Below are 22,449 nucleotides of genomic sequence, written 5' to 3'. Positions count from 1 at the left end.
GAGCGCCGCCGTCAGCCCTTGCAGCCCTCGAGCTTCAGCTGCTGGCCGACGCGGATCGCATACCCCGGCGCCTGCACGCCGTTCGCGCGCGCCAGCACCCGCACGTCGCAGCCATAGCGGCGCGACACCGCCGCCAGCGTCTCGCCACGGGCGACGCGGTGTTCGCGCGCGCCGCGCTGCGGCGCTGGCGCCGGCGTGGTGGCGCCCGGCATGCCGGCGGCACCCTCGCCGCCCGCATCGCCCGGTCGCACCACTTCGATCGGCCCGGTGCGTACCAGCGCGGCATCCACGCTGCTGCCCATCAGCTGCCGCGCGAGGTCGGCGCGCTTGCCCTGGGCGCACCAGCGCTTGTACAGGCCGGCCATGCGCACCGTGCCGTTGAGCATCGTGCCCCCGGCGATCACCGTGTCGGCCTCGTAGCGCGGATTGAGGTTGCGCAGGCTGCGCAGGTAGCCATGGCGGCTGCCGCCGTCGCCCATGCAGATGGTGAGCTCGTAGATCGACGCCGGGCGCGCCAGGGCGAAGGTCGCCGGGCGCGCATCCACCTTGGGGAACGACAGGCCGTATTCGCGCGGGTGCAGGTACAGCCACGCCGCCGCGATCACCATCGGCACGTAGTCGCGGGTTTCGGCGGGGAACTGGTTGTAGACGTCGGCATCCCAGAACTTTCGGCCGCCGCTGCCGCGGTGGATACGCGCCGCGCGCCCTTCGCCGCCGTTGTAGGCGGCCAGCCACATCTCCACGTCGTTGCCGAATTCGGCGAAGCGCTCGCTCAGGTAGCTGGCGGCGGCGTCGGACGACATGCGCGGGTCGTAGCGGGTGTCGAAGCCGGCGCCGTCGGGGCCCAGGCCGAAGCGCTGACCGGTAGCCGGCATGAACTGCAGCGGGCCGACCGCGCCGGCGCGCGAACCGGCATGCACGCGGCCGTTGGACTCCTTGGCCATGATCCCGAACAGCAACGCCTCGGGCAGGCCGCGACGCTCGAACGCCGGCGACATCATGTGGCGCATGTACTGGTAGTTCTCGTGGCTGGTGACCAGCGACACGCGCATGTCGGTCAGCCAGCGGCGGATGCCGGCCTGCACCGCCGGGTTGAACTGCACCATGCGCACGAAACGCTGGCCGTCCTCGCTGAGCAGCGCCGCGGCGCTCGCGGCGTCAGGCACGTCGCCGGTGGGCAGCTCGCCCTCGCCTTCGGCCCAGGCTTCGGGCTCCTCGCCGTCGGCGCCGGCGACGTCGTCGGCCTGCGCCTTCAGCAGCCGCTTCCAGCCCGGCAGCATCCGGCTGACGTTGCAGCCGCGCTGCTTCTCGCAGGCGACCATCACGTCCTCCATGTCCTCCAGCGCGGCGTTGCCTTCGGCGATCGCCTCGGGATCGTTGTTGGCCGCCCGCACCAGCGATTCACGGTAGCGGACCTCGGCCGCGGCCATGCGTTCCACCAGGCCCTCGGTCGCGGCGCGGTCGCGCTTGGACTGCGCCAGTGCCGCCGGGGCGTGCAAGGTGAACGTCAAGGCGATGGCGACGAGCGCCAGGCGGCGGAAGAGCACTGCGGAATCGGGCATGGGGATCGGTTTGGGGGGTGGACTGCGGGGGTTGGCAGGGTAGCCGCCGGCGACGAGCAGCGGCAAGGACATCGCGTGCGCGCCGGGCTGGCGGGTTCAGCCGCTAGAATCCGGGGCTTGCGCACAGGAGAGACCATGGACCCGATCCTCGTCGGCAAGGCCGTCACGACGCCCGATGCACTGCCGGAGACCGGTGGCCGCGTGCACCTGCTGCCGCGGTACGGCAATCGCCACGGGCTGGTCGCCGGCGCCACCGGCACCGGCAAGACGGTCACGCTGATGACGCTGGCGGAAGGCTTCTCGCGCATTGGCGTGCCGGTGTTCCTGGCCGACGTGAAGGGTGACGTGGCCGGGCTGGCCGTCGCCGGCGACGGTGGCGAGAAGCTGCTGCAGCGCGCGGCGATGATCGGCGCCGACGGCTACGCGCCGGAGGCCAGCCCGGTGCTGTTCTGGGACATCTACGGCAAGTCCGGGCACCCGGTACGCACCACGGTCAGCGAGATCGGCCCCACGCTGCTGGGGCGCATGCTGGAGCTCAACGACACCCAGTCCGGCGTGCTGGACATCACCTTCAAGCTGGCCGACGACCGCGGCCTGCTGCTGCTCGACCTTGCCGACCTGCGCGCCCTGCTGGCGCTGGTGGCCGAAGAGCGCAAGGCCATCTCCACGTCCTACGGCCTGGTCAGCGCGCCGTCGATCGGCGCCATCCAGCGCGCGCTGCTGCGCCTGGAACAGGAAGGCGGCAACCAGTTCTTTGGCGAGCCGGCGCTTGAACTGGCGGACCTGATGCGCACCACGCCCGATGGCCGCGGCGTGATCGGCATCCTCGCCGCCGACCAGCTGGTGCTGAAGCCGCGCCTGTACGCGACGTTCCTGCTGTGGCTGCTGTCGGAGCTGTTCGAGAACCTGCCCGAGGTCGGCGACCTGGACAAGCCGAAGCTGGTATTTGTGTTCGACGAGGCGCACCTGCTGTTCAAGGACGCGCCGCCGGCGCTGCGCCAGCGTGTCGAGCAGGTGGTGCGGATCATCCGCTCCAAGGGCGTGGGCATCTACTTCTGCTCGCAGTTCCCCGATGACGTGCCCGACGAGATCCTCGGCCAGCTCGGCAACCGCGTGCAGCACGCCCTGCGCGCCTTCACTCCGCGCGACCAGAAGGCGGTGCGCACCGCGGCCGAGACCTTCGTGGCCAACCCCGCGCTCGACGTGGCCAAGGTCATCGCCCAGCTCGGCACCGGTGAGGCGCTGGTCTCCACCCTGCAGGGCAAGGGTGCGCCGATGCCGGTGGAGCAGACCCTGATCGCGCCACCGCGCTGCCGCATGGGCGCGATCACCGAGGCCGAGCGCGCGCGCGTGCGCGCGGCCAGCCCGGTCGGCGGCAAGTACGACACCACGGTGGACCGCGAATCCGCGTTCGAGATGCTGGCGGCCAAGGCGGCGGCAACGCTGGAAGCCGCACAGGCGCCCAAGGCGCGCACCACGACCGAGGACGACGCCGCAGGCGGCGGCTTCGGCCAGTCGGTGAAGGACGCACTGTTCGGCACCAAGCGGCGCCAGGGCATGGTGGAGACCATGGCCAAGCAGACCGCGCGCACCGTGGGCAACCAGATCGGGCGGCAGATCCTGCGCGGCATCTTCGGCGGGATCACCGGCAAGCGCTGAGCTCGGGCCGACTTTCGGCGGCGTGGGGCACCACGCCGCGACCACGGACGACGGGCGACACTGCGCCCGACCCCTCACCCGGATGCATGCCATGCGCCACACCGCCCCCGCGGCCCTCCTGCTCGGTGCCGCCCTGGCCACCGTCGGCTGCCGGCCGGCGCCGGATCCCGATCCGGTGCCGGTGCCGCAGGCCTCGCGCGCTGCGGGCGCCATGCGTCCGGGCGTGGCGCCGACGGCAGCCATTCCGGCCGCGGCCAACGTACCCGGCACCGACGCCGTGGTGGTGGCCGACCACACCTCGCCGGCCGGGGCCGGCACGCGTTTCGATGCACGCGCGTTTTCGGGCGTGTTCCGTGCGCCTGGCACGCAGCTGGCGATCGAGCCGGATGGCCGTTACGCGCTCAGCTCGGCAGGTGTGGAGAGCGTCGGCAGCTGGTCACTGGAGCCGGGCAGCGGCCTCGTGCTGCTCGACCCCGACGCCAAGGACGAGCCGGACCACCGCTTCGCCCTGCCCTCGCATGACGAACTCGCGCCCCAGGACGGCGGCGTGGCGCTGCGCCGCGGCGCCGCCACCGGCAAGCGCTGACGCGCATGGGCCGCTGGCGACCGCCGCAGGAGGCAAGCACCGCCCTGGTCACGCCCGCCGGCCACGCGCGCCTGAAGGCCGAGCTGGATGATCTCTGGCGCGTGCGCCGGCCCGAGGTGGTGCGCGCGCTGAGCGCCGCGGCCGCCGAGGGTGACCGCTCGGAAAACGCCGAGTACCACTACCGCAAGAAGCAGCTCGGCGAGATCGACCGCCGCGTGCGCTACCTGTCGAAGCGCCTCGAGGTCCTGCGCGTCATCGACACCGTCCCGTCCGACGCCGGCGCGGTGTTCTTCGGCGCGAGCGTCGAGATCGAGGACATCGCGTCCGGCGAGGTCCACCGCTACCGCATCGTCGGCCCCGACGAGATCGACGCGACGCTCGGCTGGATCAGCATCGACGCACCGTTGGCGCGGGCGCTGCTGCGCAAGCGCGTCGACGACGCATTCGAAGCGCAGCTCCCGACCGGCGCGCGCCGGTTCGCGGTACTCGCGGTCGACTATCCGACGTAGAGCGTGGAGCCGTAGTCGACCTCGCCGTAGAGGTCGTGCTCGTCGCTGCCCATGATGCGCACGTCGACGAACTCGCCGGGGCGCAGGCCCGCTTCGCGCCCGTCCTGCACCTGCACCAGGCCGTCGATCTCGGGGGCGTCGGCCATCGAGCGCGCGATGGCGAGTTCGCCGTCGATGGCATCCACGATGCAGCGCTGCACGCTGCCGACCTTGGCCTCCAGGCGCGCGGCGGAGATGTCCGCCTGGCGCGCCATGAAACGCGCCAGGCGCTCTTCCTTCACCTCGTCAGGCACCGGGTCCGGAAGCGCGTTGGCCGCCGCGCCATCCACCGGCGAATAGGCGAATGCGCCGACCCGGTCGAGCTGCGCCTCGTCGAGGAAGTCGAGCAGCGCCTCGAACTCCGCATCGGTCTCGCCCGGGAAGCCGACGATGAAGGTCGAGCGCACGGTGAGCTCCGGACAGGCGGCGCGCCACGCCTGCACGCGCTCGAGCGTGCGCTCGACCGCGCCGGGCCGCTTCATCAGCTTCAGGATGCGCGGACTGGCGTGCTGGAACGGGATGTCGAGGTAGGGCAGCAGCCGCGGCTGGCCGTCGGCGCGCGCCTGCACCATGAGTTCGATGATGTCGTCGACGTGCGGGTACGGGTAGACGTAATGCAGGCGCACCCAGGCGTCGAGCTCCGAGAGGCCTTCGCACAGCGCCTTCATGCGCGTCTGGTACGCCTTGCCGCGCCACGTGCGCTCGGCATAGCGCAGGTCGACGCCGTAGGCCGAGGTGTCCTGCGACACCACCAGCAACTCGCGCACGCCGCCGGCAACCAGGCGCTCGGCCTCGCGCAGCACGTCGTCGACCGGGCGCGACACCAGGTCGCCGCGCATCGACGGGATGATGCAGAAGCTGCAGCGGTGGTTGCAGCCCTCGGAAATCTTCAGGTAGGCGTAGTGCCGCGGCGTGAGCTTCACGCCGGATGCGTAGTCCTCCGCACCGAGGCGCTGGCGCGGCACGAGGTCGAGGAATGGATCGCGGCGCGGCGGCAGCGCCGCGTACACCGCCGACATCACGCTGGCGTAGTCCTGCGGGCCGCTGATCGACAGCACGCCCGGATGCGCCTCGCGGATCAGCTCCGCGCGCTTGCCGAGGCAGCCGGTCACGATCACCTTGCCGTTCTCGGCCATGGCCTCGCCGATCGCGTCCAGCGACTCGGCCACCGCGGAATCGATGAAGCCGCAGGTGTTGACCACCACCACGTCGGCGTCGTCGTAGCTGGGCACGAGCTCGTAGCCCTCCACCCGCAGCTGGGTGAGGATGCGCTCGGAATCGACAAGGGCCTTGGGGCAGCCGAGGCTGACGAATCCGACGCGCGGGCTGGCTGGTGCGGGGGAGGGCTGGGACATGCGCTGGGGGAGGCTCGCTGGGGGGCCGCGCAACGGCAGGCCCGGGGGGATGGATTTCGCGCCGCGAGTATACCGGGGGGCTAGACTCGACCCGAGGACCGGAGCAGCCGGCCCGACCAGGAGACCCGCCATGGGCACGCGCGGCACGCTTGAGGTTCCGGGAATCGGCGAGGTGGGCACGTGGCTCGCCAGGCCCGATGCGACCCCGCGCTGCGGCCTGGTGGTGGTCCAGGAAATCTTCGGGGTCAATGCCCACATGCGCGCGGTCACCGACCGCTATGCCCGCGACGGCCTGCTGGCGCTGGCACCGGCGCTGTTCGATCCGGTGGAACGCGACGCCCAGCTCGCCTACGACGAGGCGGGCTTCGAGGGCGGCCGCGCGCTGGCGTCGGCACTGGGCTTCGAGCGCGCGGTGGCGATCGTGGCCGCGGCGGCGGCGCAGCTGCGCACGCTGCTGGCCGAGGCGTCACCCGGGGCGCCGGCCTGCGTCGCCGTGGTCGGATTCTGCTGGGGCGGGAGCGTGGCCTGGCTCGCCAACACCCGCCTCGGCCTGCCCGCGGTGAGCTACTACGGCGCGCGCACGGTGCAATTCCTGGACGAGCCGATGCGTGCGCCGATGCTGTTCCACTTCGGCGGGCGCGACCACAGCATCCCGCCAGCCGACGTCGAGGCGCACCGGCGCGCGCAGCCCGCCGCCGAACTGCATGTCTACGATGCCGGCCACGGCTTCAACCGCGACGTCGACCCGCTGCACCACGACGCGGCGAGCGCCCGCCTGGCGCACGAGCGCACGCTCGACTTCCTGCACCGCGCCTGCGGTGCCCCGGCAGGCGCCGCGCCGCCACCCTGATCCGGAGGACTCCCCCATGTCCAAGCGCAAACAGCACCAGCCCGAGCCCTACGCCCTGCACCCGCAGCTGGCCGCCGACACCCATCCGCTGGCCACGCTCGCCCTGTGCGACCTGCGCCTGATGGACGACAGCAACTACCCGTGGCTGGTGCTGGTGCCGCGGGTGCCCGAGGCCCGGGAACTGGTCGACCTGTCGCCGGAGCAGCGCGCGCAACTGGGCGAGGAAGTCGCGCGCTGCGAGCAGCTGCTGCTCGCCGAATACCGGCCGCACAAGCTCAACGTCGCCGCGCTCGGCAACCTGGTGCCGCAGCTGCACGTGCACGTGATCGCGCGTTTCGAACAGGATCCGGCCTGGCCGGCGCCGGTCTGGGGGCGCGTGGCCGCGCGGCCCTACGCTCCGGAAACGCTGGTGGACTGCATTTCGGTGCTGCGCCACTCGCTGCTGGACTGAACCGCCTCAGGTGCGCGGCAGGGTGACCCCGGTCTGGCCCTGGTACTTGCCACCGCGGTCCTTGTAGGACGTCTCGCAGATGTCGTCGGCCGACGACTGGAAGAACAGCATCTGCGCCACGCCTTCGTTGGCATAGATGCGCGCCGGCAGCGGCGTGGTGTTGCTGAACTCCAGCGTCACGTGGCCTTCCCACTCGGGCTCCAGCGGCGTGACGTTGACGATGATCCCGCAGCGCGCATACGTGCTCTTGCCCAGGCATACGACCAGCGTGTCACGCGGGATGCGGAAGTACTCCACCGTGCGCGCCAGCGCGAACGAATTCGGCGGGATGATGCATTCGTCGGCCTCGATGTCCACGAAGCTCTTCGGGTCGAAGCGCTTGGGGTCGACGATCGTCGAGTTGATGTTGGTGAACACCTTGAACTCGCGCGAGCAGCGCACGTCGTAGCCGTAGCTCGAGGTGCCGTAGCTGACGATGCGCTCGCCGTTGCCGGCGTGCTTGACCTGGCCGGGCTCGAAGGGCTCGATCATGCCACCGGGCGTTTCGGACATGCGGCGGATCCAGCGGTCGGACTTGATGCTCATTCGGGGTTCCGGTCAGATCAGCGAGGCGGAAATCGCGCTCGGCGCGCGCGGGCGCTTGTCGAGCTCGGCGACCAGGTTGCGGGCCAGCTGGCGATAGGCTTCGGCCGCGGGCGAATCCGGAGCGGACACCACGACCGGCACGCCGGCATCGCCCTGCTCGCGGATCGCGAGCTCCAGCGGCAGCGAGCCCAGCAGCGGCACCCCGTACTGCTCCGCCATGCGACTGCCGCCGCCCTGGCCGAACAGGTGTTCGGCGTGGCCGCAATTCGTGCACACGTGGACGGCCATGTTCTCGACCAGGCCCAGCACGGCGACCTCGACCTTCTCGAACATCTTCAGCGCCTTGCGCGCATCGAGCGTGGCCATGTCCTGGGGCGTGGTGACGATGACCGCGCCGGCCACCGGGATCTTCTGCGCCAGGGTGAGCTGGATGTCGCCGGTGCCGGGCGGCAGGTCCACCACCAGGTAGTCCAGCCCATCCTCGCCGCCCCACAGTGTGTCGCCAAGCAGCTGGGTCAAGGCCGAGGTCGCCATCGGTCCACGCCAGATCATCGGCGTGTCCTGGTCGACCAGCAGGCCGATCGACATCGCCTCCACCCCGTGCGCGCGCATCGGCATGATCGACTTGCCGTCCGGGCTGTCGGGCCGGCCCGACAACCCCAGCATGGCCGGGACGCTGGGGCCGTAGACGTCGGCGTCGAGGATGCCCACCCGGACGCCTGTGGCGGCCAGGGCCAGCGCCAGGTTCACGGCGGTCGTGGATTTCCCCACGCCACCCTTGCCGGAACCCACGGCAATGATGTTGCGGATGCGTGGAAGGGGCGAAAGTTTGCCCTGGACGGCGCGGGACGGGATGCGTGCTGACATGCCGCCAGTCTAATGGACCGCTCCGCCCACGTGGGCGGCGTGGTACAAACGCGGCATCGCTCGGGCACATTTCGGAGACCACATGCGCAAGCCACTTTTCATCCTGCTGGCAATGATGCTGGCATCGCCGGCCATCGCCGCCGACGCGGTCGGCCGCTGGAAGACCATCGACGACGAGACCGGCAAGGTGAAGTCGATCGTCGAGATCACCGAGGCGGGCGGCAAGCTGTCGGGCCGCGTGGTCGACATCCTGCACTCCGACCGCGGCCCCAATCCGGCCTGCGACAAGTGCGACGGGGCCAACAAGGGCAAGCCGATCAAGGGCATGACCATCCTCTGGGGCCTGAAGCCGGACTCCGGCGAATGGACGGGTGGCCACATCCTCGACCCGGCCAAGGGCAAGACCTACAAGGCCAAGGCCAAGCTGATCGATGACAACCGGCTGGGCGTGTCCGGCTGCGTGGCCTTCATCTGCCGCGAGCAGGTCTGGGTCCGAGAATAGGCCCGCCGTCCCTGGCGTATCAGAAAAGCCCGGCGACAGCCGGGCTTTTCGCATTTGCGGGCGCCGACACGGGAAATGGAACCGTCAGTCGGGTCGCGATTCGAAGGCTCGCGTCGGTAGCCGTAACAAAATCTTCAACTGGCTTTAACGAAAGCTTTCGGGGTGGTAGCGTGCCGGCTCACGGCGGCGCCTGGTCCTTGCAAACCGCGCTCCCGTGAATCCAAGTCCAAGCGTCGTTTTCTTCCAGGGGAGTAAACCATGTCATTCAGCAAGAACACATCCTTCAGGCGAAGCCGCCTGAGTGCAGCCCTTCTGGCTGCAATCGCCCTGCCGGCCACTGGCCCGATCTTCGCGCAGGACGCAGCCTCCAGCGAAACGGGCAGCAACCAGGCGACCACCGACCTGGACCGCGTCACGGTCACCGGCTCCCGCATCGCGCGCGCCGGATTCGTCACGCCGTCGCCGGTCACGGCGATCACCGCGGAAGAAATCCGGGCCACCGGTGCCGTGAACATCGGCGACCTGATGACCAAGCTTCCGGCCCTTTCGCCCAACTACACCCTGGGCAACTCCACGCGCTTCATCGGTACCGCGGGCCTTGGCCTGCTCGACCTGCGTGGCATGGGCACCTCGCGCACGCTGGTCCTGGTCAACGGCCGCCGCCACGTGGGCGCCAGCCCCGGCTCCACCGCGGTCGACGTGAACACGATCCCCACCGAGTGGATCGAGCGCGTGGAAGTGATCACCGGCGGCGCATCGGCCGTCTACGGCGCTGACGCCGTCGCCGGCGTGGTCAACTTCATCATGAAGAAGTCCTTCGAAGGCTTCGAACTGCGCGGCCAGACTGGCCAGGCAAGCGAAGGCGGCTTCGACCGCTCGTTCATCAGCTTCTCCGGCGGCAGCGACTTCGCCGACGGCCGCGGCTCGGCCGCCATCTCGCTCGAATACAGCACGCAGGACCGCTTCGGCCGTGGCGATCGCCGCATCGGCCGCGAGTTCCTCGTCTCGGTTCCCAACCCGAACTTCGACGCCAGCAGGCCGCCGAGCGAGAGCAATCCGCAGACGATCGTTTCAGGCCCGGGTGGCAACCACTCCATTTCCTTTGGTGGCACCTTCACCATCGGCACGTTCAACCCGGCAAACCCGGCCACCTGGGGCAACCGCTACATCTTCGACCAGGACGGCAGCTTCCGCCCCAACCGCTATGACGGCACCGTCGTCAGCGCCTCGTCCTGCGTGGACTGCGATTTCGCCGACCTCAACTCGGTTGCGGACCTGCAGCCGGCGTTCGACCGTTTCAGCTTCAACAGCGTGGTCAACTTCGATCTCGATGAGAACCACCGCCTGTTTTTCGAAGGCAAGTACAGCAAGACCGAGTCCCAGTTCTTCGGTCAGCCGGCCTTCGACCAGCCGATCCGCATCCGTCGCGACAACGCCTTCATCTCACCCCAGCTGGGTGCGCTCATGGACGCCTCGACGCTTCCCGTCCTCGACGGCCAGAAGATCCTCCAGGTCTCCCGCTTCAACGTCGATGCCGGCCGCCGTGGCGAGAACGTCGAGCGTCAGACCGCACGCGCGGTGCTGGGCATCGAGGGTTACTTCGGCGATGACTGGAGCTACGAGGCTTCGGCCAACTACGGCCAGACGACGATCTCGCGCCTCAACCTGAACAACCGCATCAACGAGCGCTGGCACGCCGGCATGGACTCGGTCGTCGACCCGACCACCGGCAACATCGTCTGCCGCACCACGCTCAATCCGAATGCCATCAACCCGCACACCAACGCGATCTACTCGACGTTTGCGCGTACGGGCTGCGTGCCGTTCAGCACCTTCGGCAACGGTGCAGTCAACCAGGATGCGGCGGCTTGGTTCAACACCAACTCGCTGAACAGCTCGAAGCTCGAGCAGCACGTGGTTTCGGCGTCCGTCGCCAACAGCCGCCTGTTTTCGCTGCCGGCGGGTGACGTCGGCTTCGCCGGCGGTGTCGAGTACCGCAAGGAGAAGAGCCAGGAGAACACCGATCCGCTGGCAGCCCTGGGCCTGACGTTCCTGAACGCCATCCCGAGCCGCGGCGGCGAGTACGACGTGACGGAAGTGTTCGCCGAGACCACCATCCCGGTGCTGGCCGACCTCCCGGGCGTCGAGCGCCTCGCGATCGACCTGGCGGGACGTTACTCGGACTACAGCACGATCGGTTCGGCCGTGACCTGGAACGTGGGCCTTGACTGGACCATCATCCCGTCGCTGCGCTTCCGCGGCACGCACGCCCAGGCGGTCCGCGCGCCGAGCATCGGCGAGCTGTTCAATCCGCAGTCGCAGAACTTCGCCACCATCAACGATCCCTGCAACTACCAGGTGACCAACCCCAACCGCCCGTCCACCGCCCCTGACGTCGCTCTCCGCCAGGCGAACTGCACGGCGCTGGGCGTCCCGGTGGGCTGGGTCGACACCTACTCGGCGAACCGCCCCGGCGTGAGCGGTGGCAACCCGAACCTGGCCCAGGAAGAGGCGGAGTCGGTGTCGTTCGGCTTTGTCTGGCAGCCCGGGTTCGTCGAGGGCCTCGGCGTGTCCGTCGACTACTGGCGCGTCACCCTGCACGACGCGATCGGCGCTGTCACGGCGCAGACCAATGCAACGCGCTGCGTGGACTCGCCCGGCGGCATCAACAACAAGTTCTGCAGCTTCATCAGCCGCGCACCGACCGGCGGCTACACCGATCCGCAGGGTCGCGACTTCCCCGCCTACAGCATCACGAACTGGCTGGCCCTGAACGAAAACCTCGCCAAGTCGCGCCGCGTGGGCGTCGACCTCGAGGTGGACTACCGCTTCGAGATGCTGGGCGGCAACAGCACCCTGCGCTTCGTCGGCACGCGCATGATCCAGTCGCGCGAGTGGGCGTTCCAGGACTTCCCGGACGAGTTCCTCGAGTACGTCACCTACTTCACCGATCCTCGCTGGCGCGCGCAGCTCAACGGCACGTACCGCAGGGGCAACTGGCGAGGTTCGTGGGACCTGAACTACGTGGACGGCAACCTCCGCGTGACGCCGGCGAGCTACCGATCCAACCCGGGCTCGCAGAGCCCGATCCGCAACGGCTCCTGGGTCTACCACAACATGCAGGCCGGCTATAAGTTCGGTGACAGCGGACTGGACCTGTACGTTGGCGTGGACAACGTGTTCGACAAGGATCCGCCGCTGAACTATTTCGGTGCAGACCTCGGCACCGCGCTCTACGACAACATCGGTCGCTTCATCTACGTGGGCGCGACCTACAAGTTCTAAGCGTTTCGCTTCACTGTTCCGCGGGGGCCCGGCGCAAGCCGGGCCCTTTTGCTTTCCGGGGCGGCGCCGGCAAGGCCGGCTCGATGCGGCAGCCGGGCCTCGCACGCACGCATGCGATAATGCGCGGCCTTTACCCGCGCCCGATGCCCATGCCCCGCGCCATCCTCACCACTTGCGCCCTGCCCTACGCCAACGGCCCGCTGCATATCGGCCACCTGGTCGGCTACGTGCAGGCCGACATCTGGGTGCGCGCGCGGCGCATGGCCGGCGACACGGTGCACTTCGTGTGCGCCGATGACACGCACGGCACGCCGATCATGCTGGCCGCGGAGAAGGCGGGCACCACGCCCGAGCTCTTCGTGGCGGGCATCCAGGTCGGGCATGAGCGCGATTTCGCCGACTTCGGCGTGGCATTCGACCACTACGACTCCACCAATTCCGCCGGCAACCGCGCGCTGACCGAGGAGATCTACGCGCGCCTGGACACGAGCGGGCACATCGCGCGCCGTTCCGTGGCGCAGCTCTACGATCCCGAACGCGGCATGTTCCTGCCCGACCGCTACGTCAAGGGCACCTGCCCGAACTGCGGTACGCCGGACCAGTACGGCGACAACTGCGAGCAGTGCGGCGCCACCTACTCGCCGACCGAGCTGATCGCGCCGCGCTCGGTGGTGAGCGGCGCCACGCCGGAGCTGCGCGACTCCGAGCATTTCTTCTTCGAGCTCGGCCATTTCGAGGCCTTCCTGCGCGACTGGCTGGCCGGGGACGTGGCCGTGCCCGGGGTCAAGGCCAAGCTCATGGAATGGCTGGATGGCGAGGGTGGCCTGCGCGCCTGGGACATCTCGCGCGACGCGCCCTACTTCGGCTTCGAGATTCCCGGCCACCCGGGCAAGTACCTCTACGTCTGGATCGATGCGCCGATCGGCTACCTGTCGAGCTTCAAGGCGCTGTGCGCGCGCGATGGCCTCGACTTCGAGCGCTTCGTGACGCCCGGCAGCGATACCGAGATGCACCACTTCATCGGCAAGGACATCGTCAATTTCCACGGCCTGTTCTGGCCGGCGGTGCTGCACGGCGCCGGCCTGCGCGCGCCGACGCGCCTGCATGTCAACGGCTACCTGACCGTCGACGGCGCCAAGATGTCGAAATCGCGCGGCACCTTCGTGATGGCGCGCACCTGGCTGGACGCCGGCCTGGCGCCGGAAGCCCTGCGCTACTACTACGCGGCCAAGTCGTCCGGCGGCGTCGACGACCTCGACCTCAACCTGGCCGACTTCGTGGCGCGGGTGAACTCCGACATCGTCGGCAAGTTCGTCAACCTCGCCAGCCGCTGCGCAGGGTTCATCGACAAGCGCTTCGGCGGCATGCTGGCCGCCGCCCTGCCGGAGCCGGACATGCATGCGCGCTTCGTGGCCGCGCTCGACGGCGTGCGCACGGCCTACGACAACAACGAGCCGGCCAGCGTGCTGCGCCAGGTCATGGCGCTGGCCGACGAGGCCAACCGCTACATCGACGAGAAGAAGCCGTGGGTGCTGGCCAAGCAGGACGGTGCCGACGCCGAACTGCATGCGGTCTGCACCCAGGGGCTGAACCTGTTCCGCGTGCTGGCCGGCGCGCTGCGCCCGGTGCTGCCGGCGATGGCGGCACAGGTCGAGGCCTTTCTCGCCGCGCCGCTGGGCAGCTGGGCTGACGTCGCACAACCGCTGCTGGGCCACCGCATCCAGGCCTACCAGCCCCTCTTCACCCGCATCGACCCGAAGCACATCGCCGCCATGACCGACGCCAGCAAGGAAGACCTCAAGCCCACCCAGGCCGTGCCGCAGGCCGCCAGCCTCAAGCTCGCCGGTGACCCGCTGGACAAGGCCCCACCCGCCACCAGGGCCTCGGCGCCCGCTACGTCCGCGGACGCACCGGCCACCATCGCCATCGATGATTTCGCCAGGCTCGACCTGCGCATCGGCCGCGTGCTGGCCTGCGACTTCGTCGAAGGCTCCGACAAGCTGCTGCGCTTCGAGCTCGACGCCGGCACGCTCGGTCGCCGGCAGATCTTCTCCGGCATCCGCGCAAGCTACGGCGAGCCGCAGGCCCTGGTGGGCCGCAACGTGGTGTTCATCGCCAACCTGGCGCCGCGCAAGATGCGCTTCGGCCTGAGCGAAGGGATGATCCTGTCCGCGGGTTTCGACGGCGGCGCACTGGCGCTGCTGTGCGCCGATGCCGGCGCCGAGCCGGGCATGCCGGTGCGCTGACCGCCCACGGGTGATGGACCTTTGCGCGCGCCTCGATCGCATCCTGCCGCAGACCCAGTGCGGGCAGTGCGGCTACGGCGGCTGCCGGCCGTATGCCGAGGCGATGGCCGCGGGCCTGGCGGGCTCCGACCGCTGTCCGCCGGGCGGTGACGCCGGCGCGCGTGCGCTGGCGCGCGTGCTGGGCACGGCCGCGATCCCCTATGACCGCGCGCTCGGGCTGCAGGTCGCGCCCGAGGTGGCCGTGGTCATCGAGGCCGACTGCATCGGCTGCACGAAATGCATCCAGGCCTGCCCGGTGGACGCGATCGTCGGCGCCGCCAGGCACATGCACGTGGTCCTCGAACCGCTGTGCACCGGCTGCCGGCTGTGCGTGCCGGCATGTCCCGTGGACTGCATCGTGATGCTGCCCGCGCGGTCGACGACCGCCCCGCCGCCTCAGGGTTGAGTGCAGGCCGAGCAGACGCGCTCCACCTGGTAGCCCCTGGCGCGCAGCTTCTCGACCACGCCGTCCTCGCCCAGCAGGTGCATCGCGCCGACCACCACCAGGGTGTCGTCGTCGCCGTCCTCGCGCAGGCGCTGCTCGAGCTTGGGCAGCCAGGCATCGTTGCGCTCGACGTTGATGACGCGGTAGAGCTCGGGGTATTCCTTGCGCATCTCCGCCACCATCTCGCGCAGCATCAGGTCGATGTCGCCCGCGCGCCAGGCGGCGTGCAGGGCCATCATTTCGTCGCGCCCGGCCGCGCCCTGGTCGATCGCATCGGACAGCATCTGCAGCTGCTCGTCGGCGCCCATGCCGTCGAGGAAGGCGATCTGCTGCGCGCCGCTCTCAAGGCCGGCGGTCGGCTTCTGCGCGGTCCCGGCACGCGCCGCGATGTGCGCATCCAGGCCCAGCGCCGGATCGAGGCCGTAGCCGGTCAGCTGCGAGATGGTGATCATCAGCCCGGCGAACCAGGGCTCGAACACCTGCAGCGTCGCCGGTGCCATGCCCAGCCTGGACAACTGCGGCGCATTCGCTTCGCCCCAGGCGGCGAGCTTATGCGCCAGTTCGGGGGGGAGCTGGCTGTCGAGGGTGGTGCCGTCGGTACGCATCGCCGCCTGCGCCATCTGCAGGCCCAGCTGCGGCGACGCCATCTCCTCCGGCGACAGCTCGAACAGCACCTTTTCGGCATCGGCGAACGCCAGGTCGACATCGGTCGACAGCGGGTAGTCGCCAGGCAGCAGCAGGTGGAACGAGCCGAGCAGGTACAGCGCGTTGTCGTCGTCGGAGACCTTCCACAGCAGCGGGACCGGTGCGGTGTGCGCGGTGGCGGGCCGGGCGGCCTGGTCCGCGTCGCGCGCCGAGGCACCCGGCAGCAGGAACATGGCGAGGGTGGCGGCAAGCAGCGGCGTGGCGAGGCGTCGTGCGATGGGCATGGCGTTCCTGGAATCGTGGGTTCAGTTGACGGGTGCGGCGTAGGCCATCTCGCCCGCGGTCACCGCCAGGCCCAGGCGGTTCTCCGGCGGCGGCAAGGGACAGGTGGCGAACGCCGTGAAGGCACAGGGTGGATTGTAGGCGCGGTTGAAGTTGAGGCTCACCCGGCCCTGCGCGTCCGGCGCGGCGACGTCGAGATAACGCCCCGCGCCATAGCTGCCGTGGCCATTGGTGCGGTCGGCGAGGATCAGGAACAGTCCGCCTTCACCGCCGTCGAGCGCCTCGAGCCGGTACGTCTCGCCCTCGCGTTCGAACTCCACCACGCCCGGGTTGGCCATCGCCTCCACGCCGCCGGTGATGCTGGCGATGTCGATGGTGCGGCCCGCGGGGTGCACGCGGAACCGTGCGTCCACCAGCCAGCCGGGATCGACCGGCCAGTATTCGATGCTGCCGAAGCCGGTGCGCGTGGCGGCATCGGCATGGCGCACGCGCAGCGCCTTGCGTGGCCCGCGGCGGATCACGGTCAGCGCGCCCTTGCCGTCGTCGAAGCCGAGCAGGCTTGGCGCGTCCGCCTGGTCGTCGCGCAGCTCGGCCCGCCCCTTGATCGGCGCACCATCGAGGGTCACGGCCACGTTCCGCTCAGGGGTGAAATAGATGCGCTCGCCGTCGCGCTGCACGAGCCCGAGCTTGGGCGGGCCCTTGGCCAGGCGGATGCCGCTGGTGGCGTCGCTGCCGAGGTAATGCGCGCGCAGTTCCACCCAGTGCAGGCCGATCAGGCTGGTCCAGCCGTCCTCGGCCAGCAGCCGCGCACGGCGCTCGGCGCGCCAGTCGGCCTCGGCGGTGAGCATCGCCTGGCTGGCTGCGGGACGGTCGGCAGCCGCCGCAGCGCCGGGTGTGGCGCGCTCGCAGGCGGACAGGGCCAGGGCCAGGGAAAGCGCGGCGGCGACGGTGCCTGCGCGCGTCGTGGAACGGGTCATCAGCGTCCCCTCAGGAACCAGCGGTCAATGTCGGTGAGCGAAAAACGCGTCCAGGTGGGACGCCCGTGGTTGCACTGCCCGGAACGCTCGGTGGCCTCCATGTCGCGCAGCAGGCCGTTCATTTCGGCGATCGTGAGGCGGCGGTTCGCGCGCACCGCACCGTGGCAGGCCATGGTCGACAGCAGCTCGTCGCGCGCCGCGCGCACGCGACGGCTGGCGCCATGCTCGCGCAGGTCGGCGAGTACGTCGCGCAGCAATGCCTCGCTGTCGCCCTGCGCGAGCAGCGCGGGCACGCCGCGCAGGAGCAGCGACTGCGGGCCTGTGCGCGAGACCTCGAAGCCGAGTTCGGCGAGCGTGGCGGCCTCGCGCTCGGCGACGTCGGCCTCGCGCTCGCTCACCGCCACCGGCTGCGGCACCAGCAGCGGCTGCACGCGCACGCCGGCGCCGTCATGGGCGTTTTTCAGCTTTTCGTAGCCGATGCGTTCGTGCGCGGCGTGCATGTCCACCACCACCAGGCCGTCGGCGGCTTGGCTGAGGATGAAGATGCCGTGCAGCTGCGCGAGCGCGAACCCCAGCGGTGGAATGCCGTCCTCGCCGGTGGCCGGCAGTGGCTGCGCCGACGCCGGAAATGCCGGCCACGCCTGGGCGCCGCCTTCGGCCACGGCCGCTGCAGCGCCGGCATGGAGCGCGGCGCCGTACAGCGCGGCATACGCATCGCGCGCCTGCTCCACGCCCAGCGACAGGTGCGACTGCGATGACACCTGCGCGGCCAGTTCGCGCGACACCACCGCCTGCACGCCCACCGCGGCGACCAGCGGCGCGTTGCCGGCGCGCGTCTCGGCGAGCGCCTCGTGCAGCGCGCGGTAGACGAAGTCATGCACCAGCCGCGCATCACGGAAACGCACCTCGTGCTTGGCCGGGTGCACGTTCACGTCCACGCGTGACGGATCGATTTCCAGGAACAGCACGTAGGCCGGTTGCCGGCCGTGGAACAGCACGTCGGCATAGGCCTGCTTCACCGCATGCGCGACGCTGCGGTCGCGCACCGCGCGGCCGTTGACATACAGGTACTGCTGGTCGGCGCTGGCGCGCGAATAGGTGGGCTGCGCGATCCAGCCATGCACGCGCAGCGCCGGCACCCGGCTGCCGTCGCTGGCCTGGCGCGCGCTGACCGCGTGGTCCACGCGCAGCGCCTGCTGCGCGAAGCCGTCGCCAAGCGTCTCCACCAGGCGCTCGCCCGCGGCTTCGCCACCGGCCAGGTCGCCGCCGCGATAGCGCCGCGACGCCCGTCCGTTGTGCGCGATGCGCAGCTCGACGTCCGGGCGCGCCAGCGCCAACGAACGCAGCCACTCCTCGACGTGCCCGAGCTCGGTGCGCTCGGCGCGCAGGAACTTGCGCCGCGCCGGCACGTTGAAGAACAGGTCGCGCACCTCGACCGTGGTGCCGACCGGATGCGCGCTGGGGGCGACCTCGCCGACCTGGCCGCCATCGACCTGCAGGCTGGCGCCGTGCGCCTGGCCATCGCGCCGCGAGGTGATGGTGAAGCGGCTGACCGAGGCGATCGACGGCAGGGCCTCGCCGCGGAAGCCGAGCGTGGCCACCACTTCCAGGTCGTCGAGCGAGGCGATCTTGCTGGTCGCGTGGCGCGAGATCGCCAGCGTCAGCTGCGCGGGCTCCACGCCGCCGCCATCGTCGCGCACGCGCACCAGGCGCACGCCGCCCTCCTCGAGGTCGATGTCGACGCGGCGCGCGCCCGCATCGAGCGCGTTTTCGACCAGTTCCTTGACCACCGACGCGGGGCGTTCGATGACTTCGCCGGCGGCGATCTGGTTGACGAGGGTGTCGGGAAGCTGGCGGATGCTCAAGGGATGGGCACCGGCCGCGACGCGTCCGGCTGTGTGGGCCAGACGCGATGATAAGCGAGCTTCAGGGGCTGCCGCCGCCCGCCGCGCCAGCAGCCTGCGTCGACGCCGCGCGCGCGGCGAACAGCGTGCCCGGCGGAGGTTGGCTGGTGAAGTAGGTCTTGACCCCGTCGAGCACCGCGCGCGCCACGTTGGCCTGGAACGCCGGATCGATCAGCCGCTTCTCTTCTTCCGGGTTGGACAGGAACGCGGTCTCGACCAGCATCGCCGGCATGTCGGAGGTGCGCAGCACGGCGAAATTGGCGCGTTCGATGTGCGGCTTGTGGTTGTTGCCGATGCGCTTGAGGCCGGCGAGGATGTGGTTGCCGGCATCCTCCGACGCCTTCATCTGCCCGCTCTGGGTGAGGTCGAGCAGCACGTTGGTCAGCATGCTGTCGGACGTCGGCAGCTTGCCGCCACCGATCAGGTCGGCGGCGTTTTCCTTGTCCGCCAGCCAGCGCGCGCGCTGCGAGGACGCACCCTTCAGCGACAGCACGTAGACCGACGAACCCTTGGCGTTGCGGTTCTCGGCGGCGTCGGCATGGATGGAGATGAACAGGTCGGCGCCGGCGGCCCGCGCCAGTTGGGCGCGGCGGTTGAGCGGGATGAACACGTCCACGTCGCGCACCAGGTGCGCCTTCAGGCCGGGCGTGGCATTGACCTGCCGCGCGAGTTCGCGGGCAATCGCGAGCGTGATGTCCTTCTCGCGCTTGCCGGTGGGGCCGACGGCTCCGGGATCCTGGCCACCATGGCCGGCGTCGATGGCGATCACCAGCGGACGGCCAGTGGCCGCGGTGGCCGGCCGGTTGGCGGGCGGCGGCGTGGGCGTGGCGGCCTCGGGCGTCGTGACCCGCGTCGGAACGCCGGTGGCGACGGTGGTCGGCACGGAAGGCAGCACGCGTGGCGCGCTTTCCTGCGGCGTGGATCGCGCCGGCTGCGCTTGCGGCACGGCCGCGGCCGGAGGCTTGGCCACGGGCGGCAGGCCGGCGATCAGCCGCGAGGTGGCGGCGGCCGATGCCGCCGAAGGATCCGGCACCGGAGCAGTCACCTGTGGCACTGCGCCCGGCCCCTGCGTGGCAGCAGTCGGACCCGGGGCCGCCTGCGTGGCGGCGGCGATCTTCGCGATCGGATCGCCCGGCAGGTCGCCGGGCCACTCCAGGACCAGGCGGCTGCCGGTGCCGGCGGCCTCGATCCGAGGGTTCAGCACGACCACCGGGGACGCGAGGTCGAACACGATGCGCGTGGTGCCGGGCACCGGCTGGCCATTGCGTACCGCCTTCACCACGCCCACCGCCGCCGGCAGTGAAAAGCCGCGCGCCAGACGGCTGCCCGGCAGGTCGACGACCAGACGGTCCGGGTTGGCGAGGGTGATGAGCTTGAATTCCGCCTGCGCGTCGAGCTGCAGTTCCGCACGCGTGCCGGTGGGACCGGTATCGACGCGCAAGCCCTTGATTTCAGCGGCGTGGGCAAGATTCCACAGCAGTGCGGCCAAGAGGGCCGCACCGAGCAGGATCTGCTGGAGGTTGATTCCCCGGGCGCGCATGGCAATCAGTCAATCACCATAACGAAAGGTTTGCAACTTCTTTTCCCTTTGGAATCCGTGGCATGCCAGACCTTCCTATGGCTGCGGTTCAGGAAAGGTCGGCAACCCGGCGTGATGCGTCTACCGCGGCGAGCCAGGCGGCCCCGGCCGCAGTGGCCGCGTGCAGCCGGCAATGGCGCCCTTCGCCCTCCACCGCCAGCCAGACCTCCAGGTCGGCGTGCGGAAGGGTCGCCAGCCCGCGTTCCGGCCATTCAACCAGCCACAGCCGGGCATCGCTGTCGTCGAGGCCGAGGAACTCGAGCTCGCCGGCGTCCCCGATCCGGTACAGGTCGAGGTGCAGCGCCTCGCCACCCTCGGCCAGCGGATAGCGTTCGACCAGGGTGTAGGTGGGGCTGCGGACCGCGCCGGTCACGCCCAGCGCCCGCAACCAGGCGCGCGCCAGCGTCGACTTGCCCGCGCCGAGATCGCCATGCAGGTGGACCACCGCCCACGCCGGCTGCGTGGCCGCCAGCGCGGCGGCCAGCGCCGCGGTGGCGGTCTCGTCGGCCAGATGCAGCTCGCGCGGCGGCGCGCTCATGGATTGACGCTCCACCGCAGCGCGTCGACCAGGTCCGTCGGCAGCAGCCCGCGTGTTCCGCCGGCGGCCGCGGCACGGTCGCCGGCCACGCCGTGCAGCAGCGCGCCAAGCCCCGCGGCATCGGCGGGCGCGTGTCCCTGCGCGCAGAGCGCGGCGATGACCCCGGTCAACGCATCGCCCATGCCACCGACCGCCATGCCCGGATTGCCGGCATCGATGACCATGGTGTCGCGCCCGGGCGCCGCGACCAGCGTGCCCGCGCCTTTCAGCACCACGACGCAGCCCATCCGCTCGCGCAGCGCGCGCACGGCGGCGAAGCGGTCGCGTTGCACATCGACCGCCGAGCTGCCAAGCAGTCGCGCGGCTTCGCCGGGGTGCGGGGTGATGATCGTGGCTGGCGGCAAGGCGCGCGGCGCGGCCGCCAGCAGGTTGAGGGCATCGGCATCGAGCACCAGCTGCCTGCCGGACGCCAGCGCCATGTCCAGCAAGCGGTGCGCCCACGCCGTGCGGCCAAGCCCGGGGCCGAGCGCGCACACGCCGGCGGCGGCAAACAGCGCGGCCCATGCGTCCGGATCATCCGCGCCATGCACCATGGCTTCCGGTATGCGCGCCAGCAACGCGGCGACGTGCGCCTCGCGCGTGGCGACCGATACCAGGCCGGCGCCGGCGCGCAGTGCGGCCGCCGCGGCGATGATGACCGCGCCGCCCATGCCGTGGTCGCCGCCCACCACCAGTACGTGGCCGGCGTCACCCTTGTGCGCATTGCGACGCCGCGGCGGAAACGCCGCGGCGAGCACATCCGGCGTGGGCGACAGCAGGCGTGCATACGTCGGGATGCCAGCGTGCACCTCGTCGTGGAGGTCGAGGTCGGCATGCGCCAGGACGCCGGTATATTCCAGCGCCGCGCCGGTGCGCAGGCCGGCATGCGCGGCGAGGAACTGCAGCGTGCGCGTGGCGTGCACCGCGGCGCCTGCGGCATCCCCGCTGCCGGCATCGATGCCGGACGGCACGTCGAGCGCCAGCACATCGATGCCGAGCGCATCCACCGCCGCGAACAGCCGCGCGCACGCGGCATCCGGCGCACCGCGGAACCCGATGCCGAACACCGCGTCCACCACCAGGTCGCACGCCGGCAGCCGGGCGCCGGCGACATCGACCCGTCCGCCGGCAGCGGCGTATTCCGCCTGCGCACGCAGCGCCAGCGGGCTGCGCGCTTCGTGCCCGGCGGTATGCAGGAGCGTCACCTCGCGCCCCGATTCAAGCGCATGGCGCGCGAACACGTAGCCGTCGCCACCGTTGTTGCCCGGTCCGCACAGCACCAGCAGGCGCTGTGCCTGCGGCCAGTGGCGCAGCGCGAAACGCCAGGCCGACACGCCGGCGCGGCGCATGGACTCGAACGCGTCACCACCCAGCGCCGCGGTCGCACGGGCTTCCAGCAGGCGCAGGGCCGCGGTGTCGTAAAGTGGCGTCCCGGCGGGGGTTGCAGGGGCAGGCATGGCGCAGATTCTATACTTGCGGCATCGTGATCCCTTCCCTGCCACCGA

Annotated in this window: 19 protein-coding genes; 9 read left to right on the top strand and 10 right to left on the bottom strand. The window is 70.6% G+C overall.

Annotation, left to right across the window (positions count from 1 at the left end; genetic code table 11):
• Positions 1-11 precede the first annotated feature (11 nt).
• Positions 12-1,562, bottom strand: coding sequence for a transglycosylase SLT domain-containing protein (locus tag IDM46_RS05155; RefSeq protein ID WP_185115004.1), 1,551 nt, complete (start codon positions 1,560-1,562; stop codon positions 12-14).
• Between the two features lie 135 nt (positions 1,563-1,697).
• Between IDM46_RS05155 and IDM46_RS05150 the strand changes: the two genes are divergently transcribed.
• The 3 genes from IDM46_RS05150 (at position 1,698) to greB (ending at position 4,316) form a co-directional block, all read left to right on the top strand.
• Entirely contained in the window at positions 1,698-3,221 is a 1,524-nt protein-coding gene (locus tag IDM46_RS05150) for a helicase HerA-like domain-containing protein (protein WP_185115003.1), read from the top strand.
• Positions 3,222-3,312: 91 nt separating this feature from the next.
• Complete coding sequence (locus IDM46_RS05145) at positions 3,313-3,807, top strand: hypothetical protein (protein ID WP_182821816.1); 495 nt, start codon at positions 3,313-3,315, stop codon at positions 3,805-3,807.
• A gap of 5 nt (positions 3,808-3,812) precedes the next feature.
• On the top strand, positions 3,813-4,316 hold the full coding sequence (greB, locus tag IDM46_RS05140; protein ID WP_185115002.1) for a transcription elongation factor GreB: 504 nt from the start codon (positions 3,813-3,815) through the stop codon (positions 4,314-4,316).
• Here greB and rimO read toward each other — a convergent pair.
• Positions 4,304-5,710 (bottom strand): 30S ribosomal protein S12 methylthiotransferase RimO, encoded by a 1,407-nt coding sequence (gene rimO / locus IDM46_RS05135; RefSeq protein ID WP_185115001.1) that lies wholly within the window; start codon positions 5,708-5,710, stop codon positions 4,304-4,306. The genes greB and rimO overlap by 13 nt on opposite strands.
• A 130-nt stretch (positions 5,711-5,840) precedes the next feature.
• Between rimO and IDM46_RS05130 the strand changes: the two genes are divergently transcribed.
• Positions 5,841-6,560, top strand: a complete 720-nt coding sequence (locus tag IDM46_RS05130; RefSeq protein WP_185115000.1) for a dienelactone hydrolase family protein — start codon at positions 5,841-5,843, stop codon at positions 6,558-6,560.
• A 16-nt stretch (positions 6,561-6,576) separates the two neighbouring features.
• Positions 6,577-7,011, top strand: a complete 435-nt coding sequence (locus IDM46_RS05125) for an HIT family protein (RefSeq protein ID WP_182821824.1) — start codon at positions 6,577-6,579, stop codon at positions 7,009-7,011.
• A gap of 6 nt (positions 7,012-7,017) precedes the next feature.
• On the opposite strand, the gene dcd is transcribed toward IDM46_RS05125, so the two are convergent.
• Complete coding sequence (dcd, locus tag IDM46_RS05120; RefSeq protein WP_182821826.1) at positions 7,018-7,596, bottom strand: dCTP deaminase; 579 nt, start codon at positions 7,594-7,596, stop codon at positions 7,018-7,020.
• A 12-nt stretch (positions 7,597-7,608) separates the two neighbouring features.
• Positions 7,609-8,463: an iron-sulfur cluster carrier protein ApbC gene (apbC, locus tag IDM46_RS05115; protein ID WP_185114999.1), complete on the bottom strand. Its 855-nt coding sequence runs from the start codon at positions 8,461-8,463 to the stop codon at positions 7,609-7,611.
• A gap of 82 nt (positions 8,464-8,545) precedes the next feature.
• On the opposite strand from apbC, the gene IDM46_RS05110 reads away from it, so the two are divergent.
• The 4 genes from IDM46_RS05110 (at position 8,546) to rnfB (ending at position 14,941) form a co-directional block, all read left to right on the top strand.
• Positions 8,546-8,965 (top strand): DUF2147 domain-containing protein, encoded by a 420-nt coding sequence (locus tag IDM46_RS05110; protein ID WP_185114998.1) that lies wholly within the window; start codon positions 8,546-8,548, stop codon positions 8,963-8,965.
• A gap of 258 nt (positions 8,966-9,223) precedes the next feature.
• Positions 9,224-12,250: a TonB-dependent receptor gene (locus IDM46_RS05105; RefSeq protein ID WP_185114997.1), complete on the top strand. Its 3,027-nt coding sequence runs from the start codon at positions 9,224-9,226 to the stop codon at positions 12,248-12,250.
• A gap of 149 nt (positions 12,251-12,399) precedes the next feature.
• On the top strand, positions 12,400-14,496 hold the full coding sequence (gene metG / locus IDM46_RS05100; protein WP_185114996.1) for a methionine--tRNA ligase: 2,097 nt from the start codon (positions 12,400-12,402) through the stop codon (positions 14,494-14,496).
• Between the two features lie 13 nt (positions 14,497-14,509).
• Positions 14,510-14,941, top strand: coding sequence for an Rnf electron transport complex subunit RnfB (gene rnfB, locus IDM46_RS05095; RefSeq protein WP_185115271.1), 432 nt, complete (start codon positions 14,510-14,512; stop codon positions 14,939-14,941).
• Here the strand turns inward: rnfB and IDM46_RS05090 are convergent.
• The 6 genes from IDM46_RS05090 to IDM46_RS05065 form a co-directional block, all read right to left on the bottom strand.
• Positions 14,932-15,909, bottom strand: coding sequence for a TraB/GumN family protein (locus tag IDM46_RS05090; RefSeq protein WP_185114995.1), 978 nt, complete (start codon positions 15,907-15,909; stop codon positions 14,932-14,934). The two genes, rnfB and IDM46_RS05090, sit on opposite strands and share 10 nt — an antisense overlap.
• A gap of 21 nt (positions 15,910-15,930) precedes the next feature.
• Entirely contained in the window at positions 15,931-16,884 is a 954-nt protein-coding gene (locus tag IDM46_RS05085) for a DUF1684 domain-containing protein (RefSeq protein WP_185114994.1), read from the bottom strand.
• Positions 16,884-18,749: a DNA mismatch repair endonuclease MutL gene (gene mutL / locus IDM46_RS05080; RefSeq protein WP_185114993.1), complete on the bottom strand. Its 1,866-nt coding sequence runs from the start codon at positions 18,747-18,749 to the stop codon at positions 16,884-16,886. The genes IDM46_RS05085 and mutL overlap by 1 nt, the downstream gene beginning before the upstream one ends.
• Positions 18,750-18,810: 61 nt before the next feature.
• Entirely contained in the window at positions 18,811-20,328 is a 1,518-nt protein-coding gene (locus IDM46_RS05075) for an N-acetylmuramoyl-L-alanine amidase (RefSeq protein WP_185114992.1), read from the bottom strand.
• An 88-nt stretch (positions 20,329-20,416) separates the two neighbouring features.
• Positions 20,417-20,905 (bottom strand): tRNA (adenosine(37)-N6)-threonylcarbamoyltransferase complex ATPase subunit type 1 TsaE, encoded by a 489-nt coding sequence (tsaE, locus tag IDM46_RS05070; protein WP_185114991.1) that lies wholly within the window; start codon positions 20,903-20,905, stop codon positions 20,417-20,419.
• The gene (locus tag IDM46_RS05065) at positions 20,902-22,401 is read right to left on the bottom strand and encodes an NAD(P)H-hydrate dehydratase (RefSeq protein WP_185114990.1); all 1,500 of its coding nucleotides are present in this window, start codon (positions 22,399-22,401) and stop codon (positions 20,902-20,904) included. Before IDM46_RS05065 ends, tsaE begins: the two co-directional genes overlap by 4 nt.
• Between the last annotated feature and the right edge of the window lie 48 nt (positions 22,402-22,449).

The sequence above is a fragment of the Luteimonas sp. MC1825 genome (genome assembly GCF_014764385.1).
GTDB lineage: Bacteria > Pseudomonadota > Gammaproteobacteria > Xanthomonadales > Xanthomonadaceae > Luteimonas.
The sequence above is the reverse complement of the archived record's forward strand: the minus strand, read 5'-3'. Positions and strand labels throughout refer to the sequence as shown.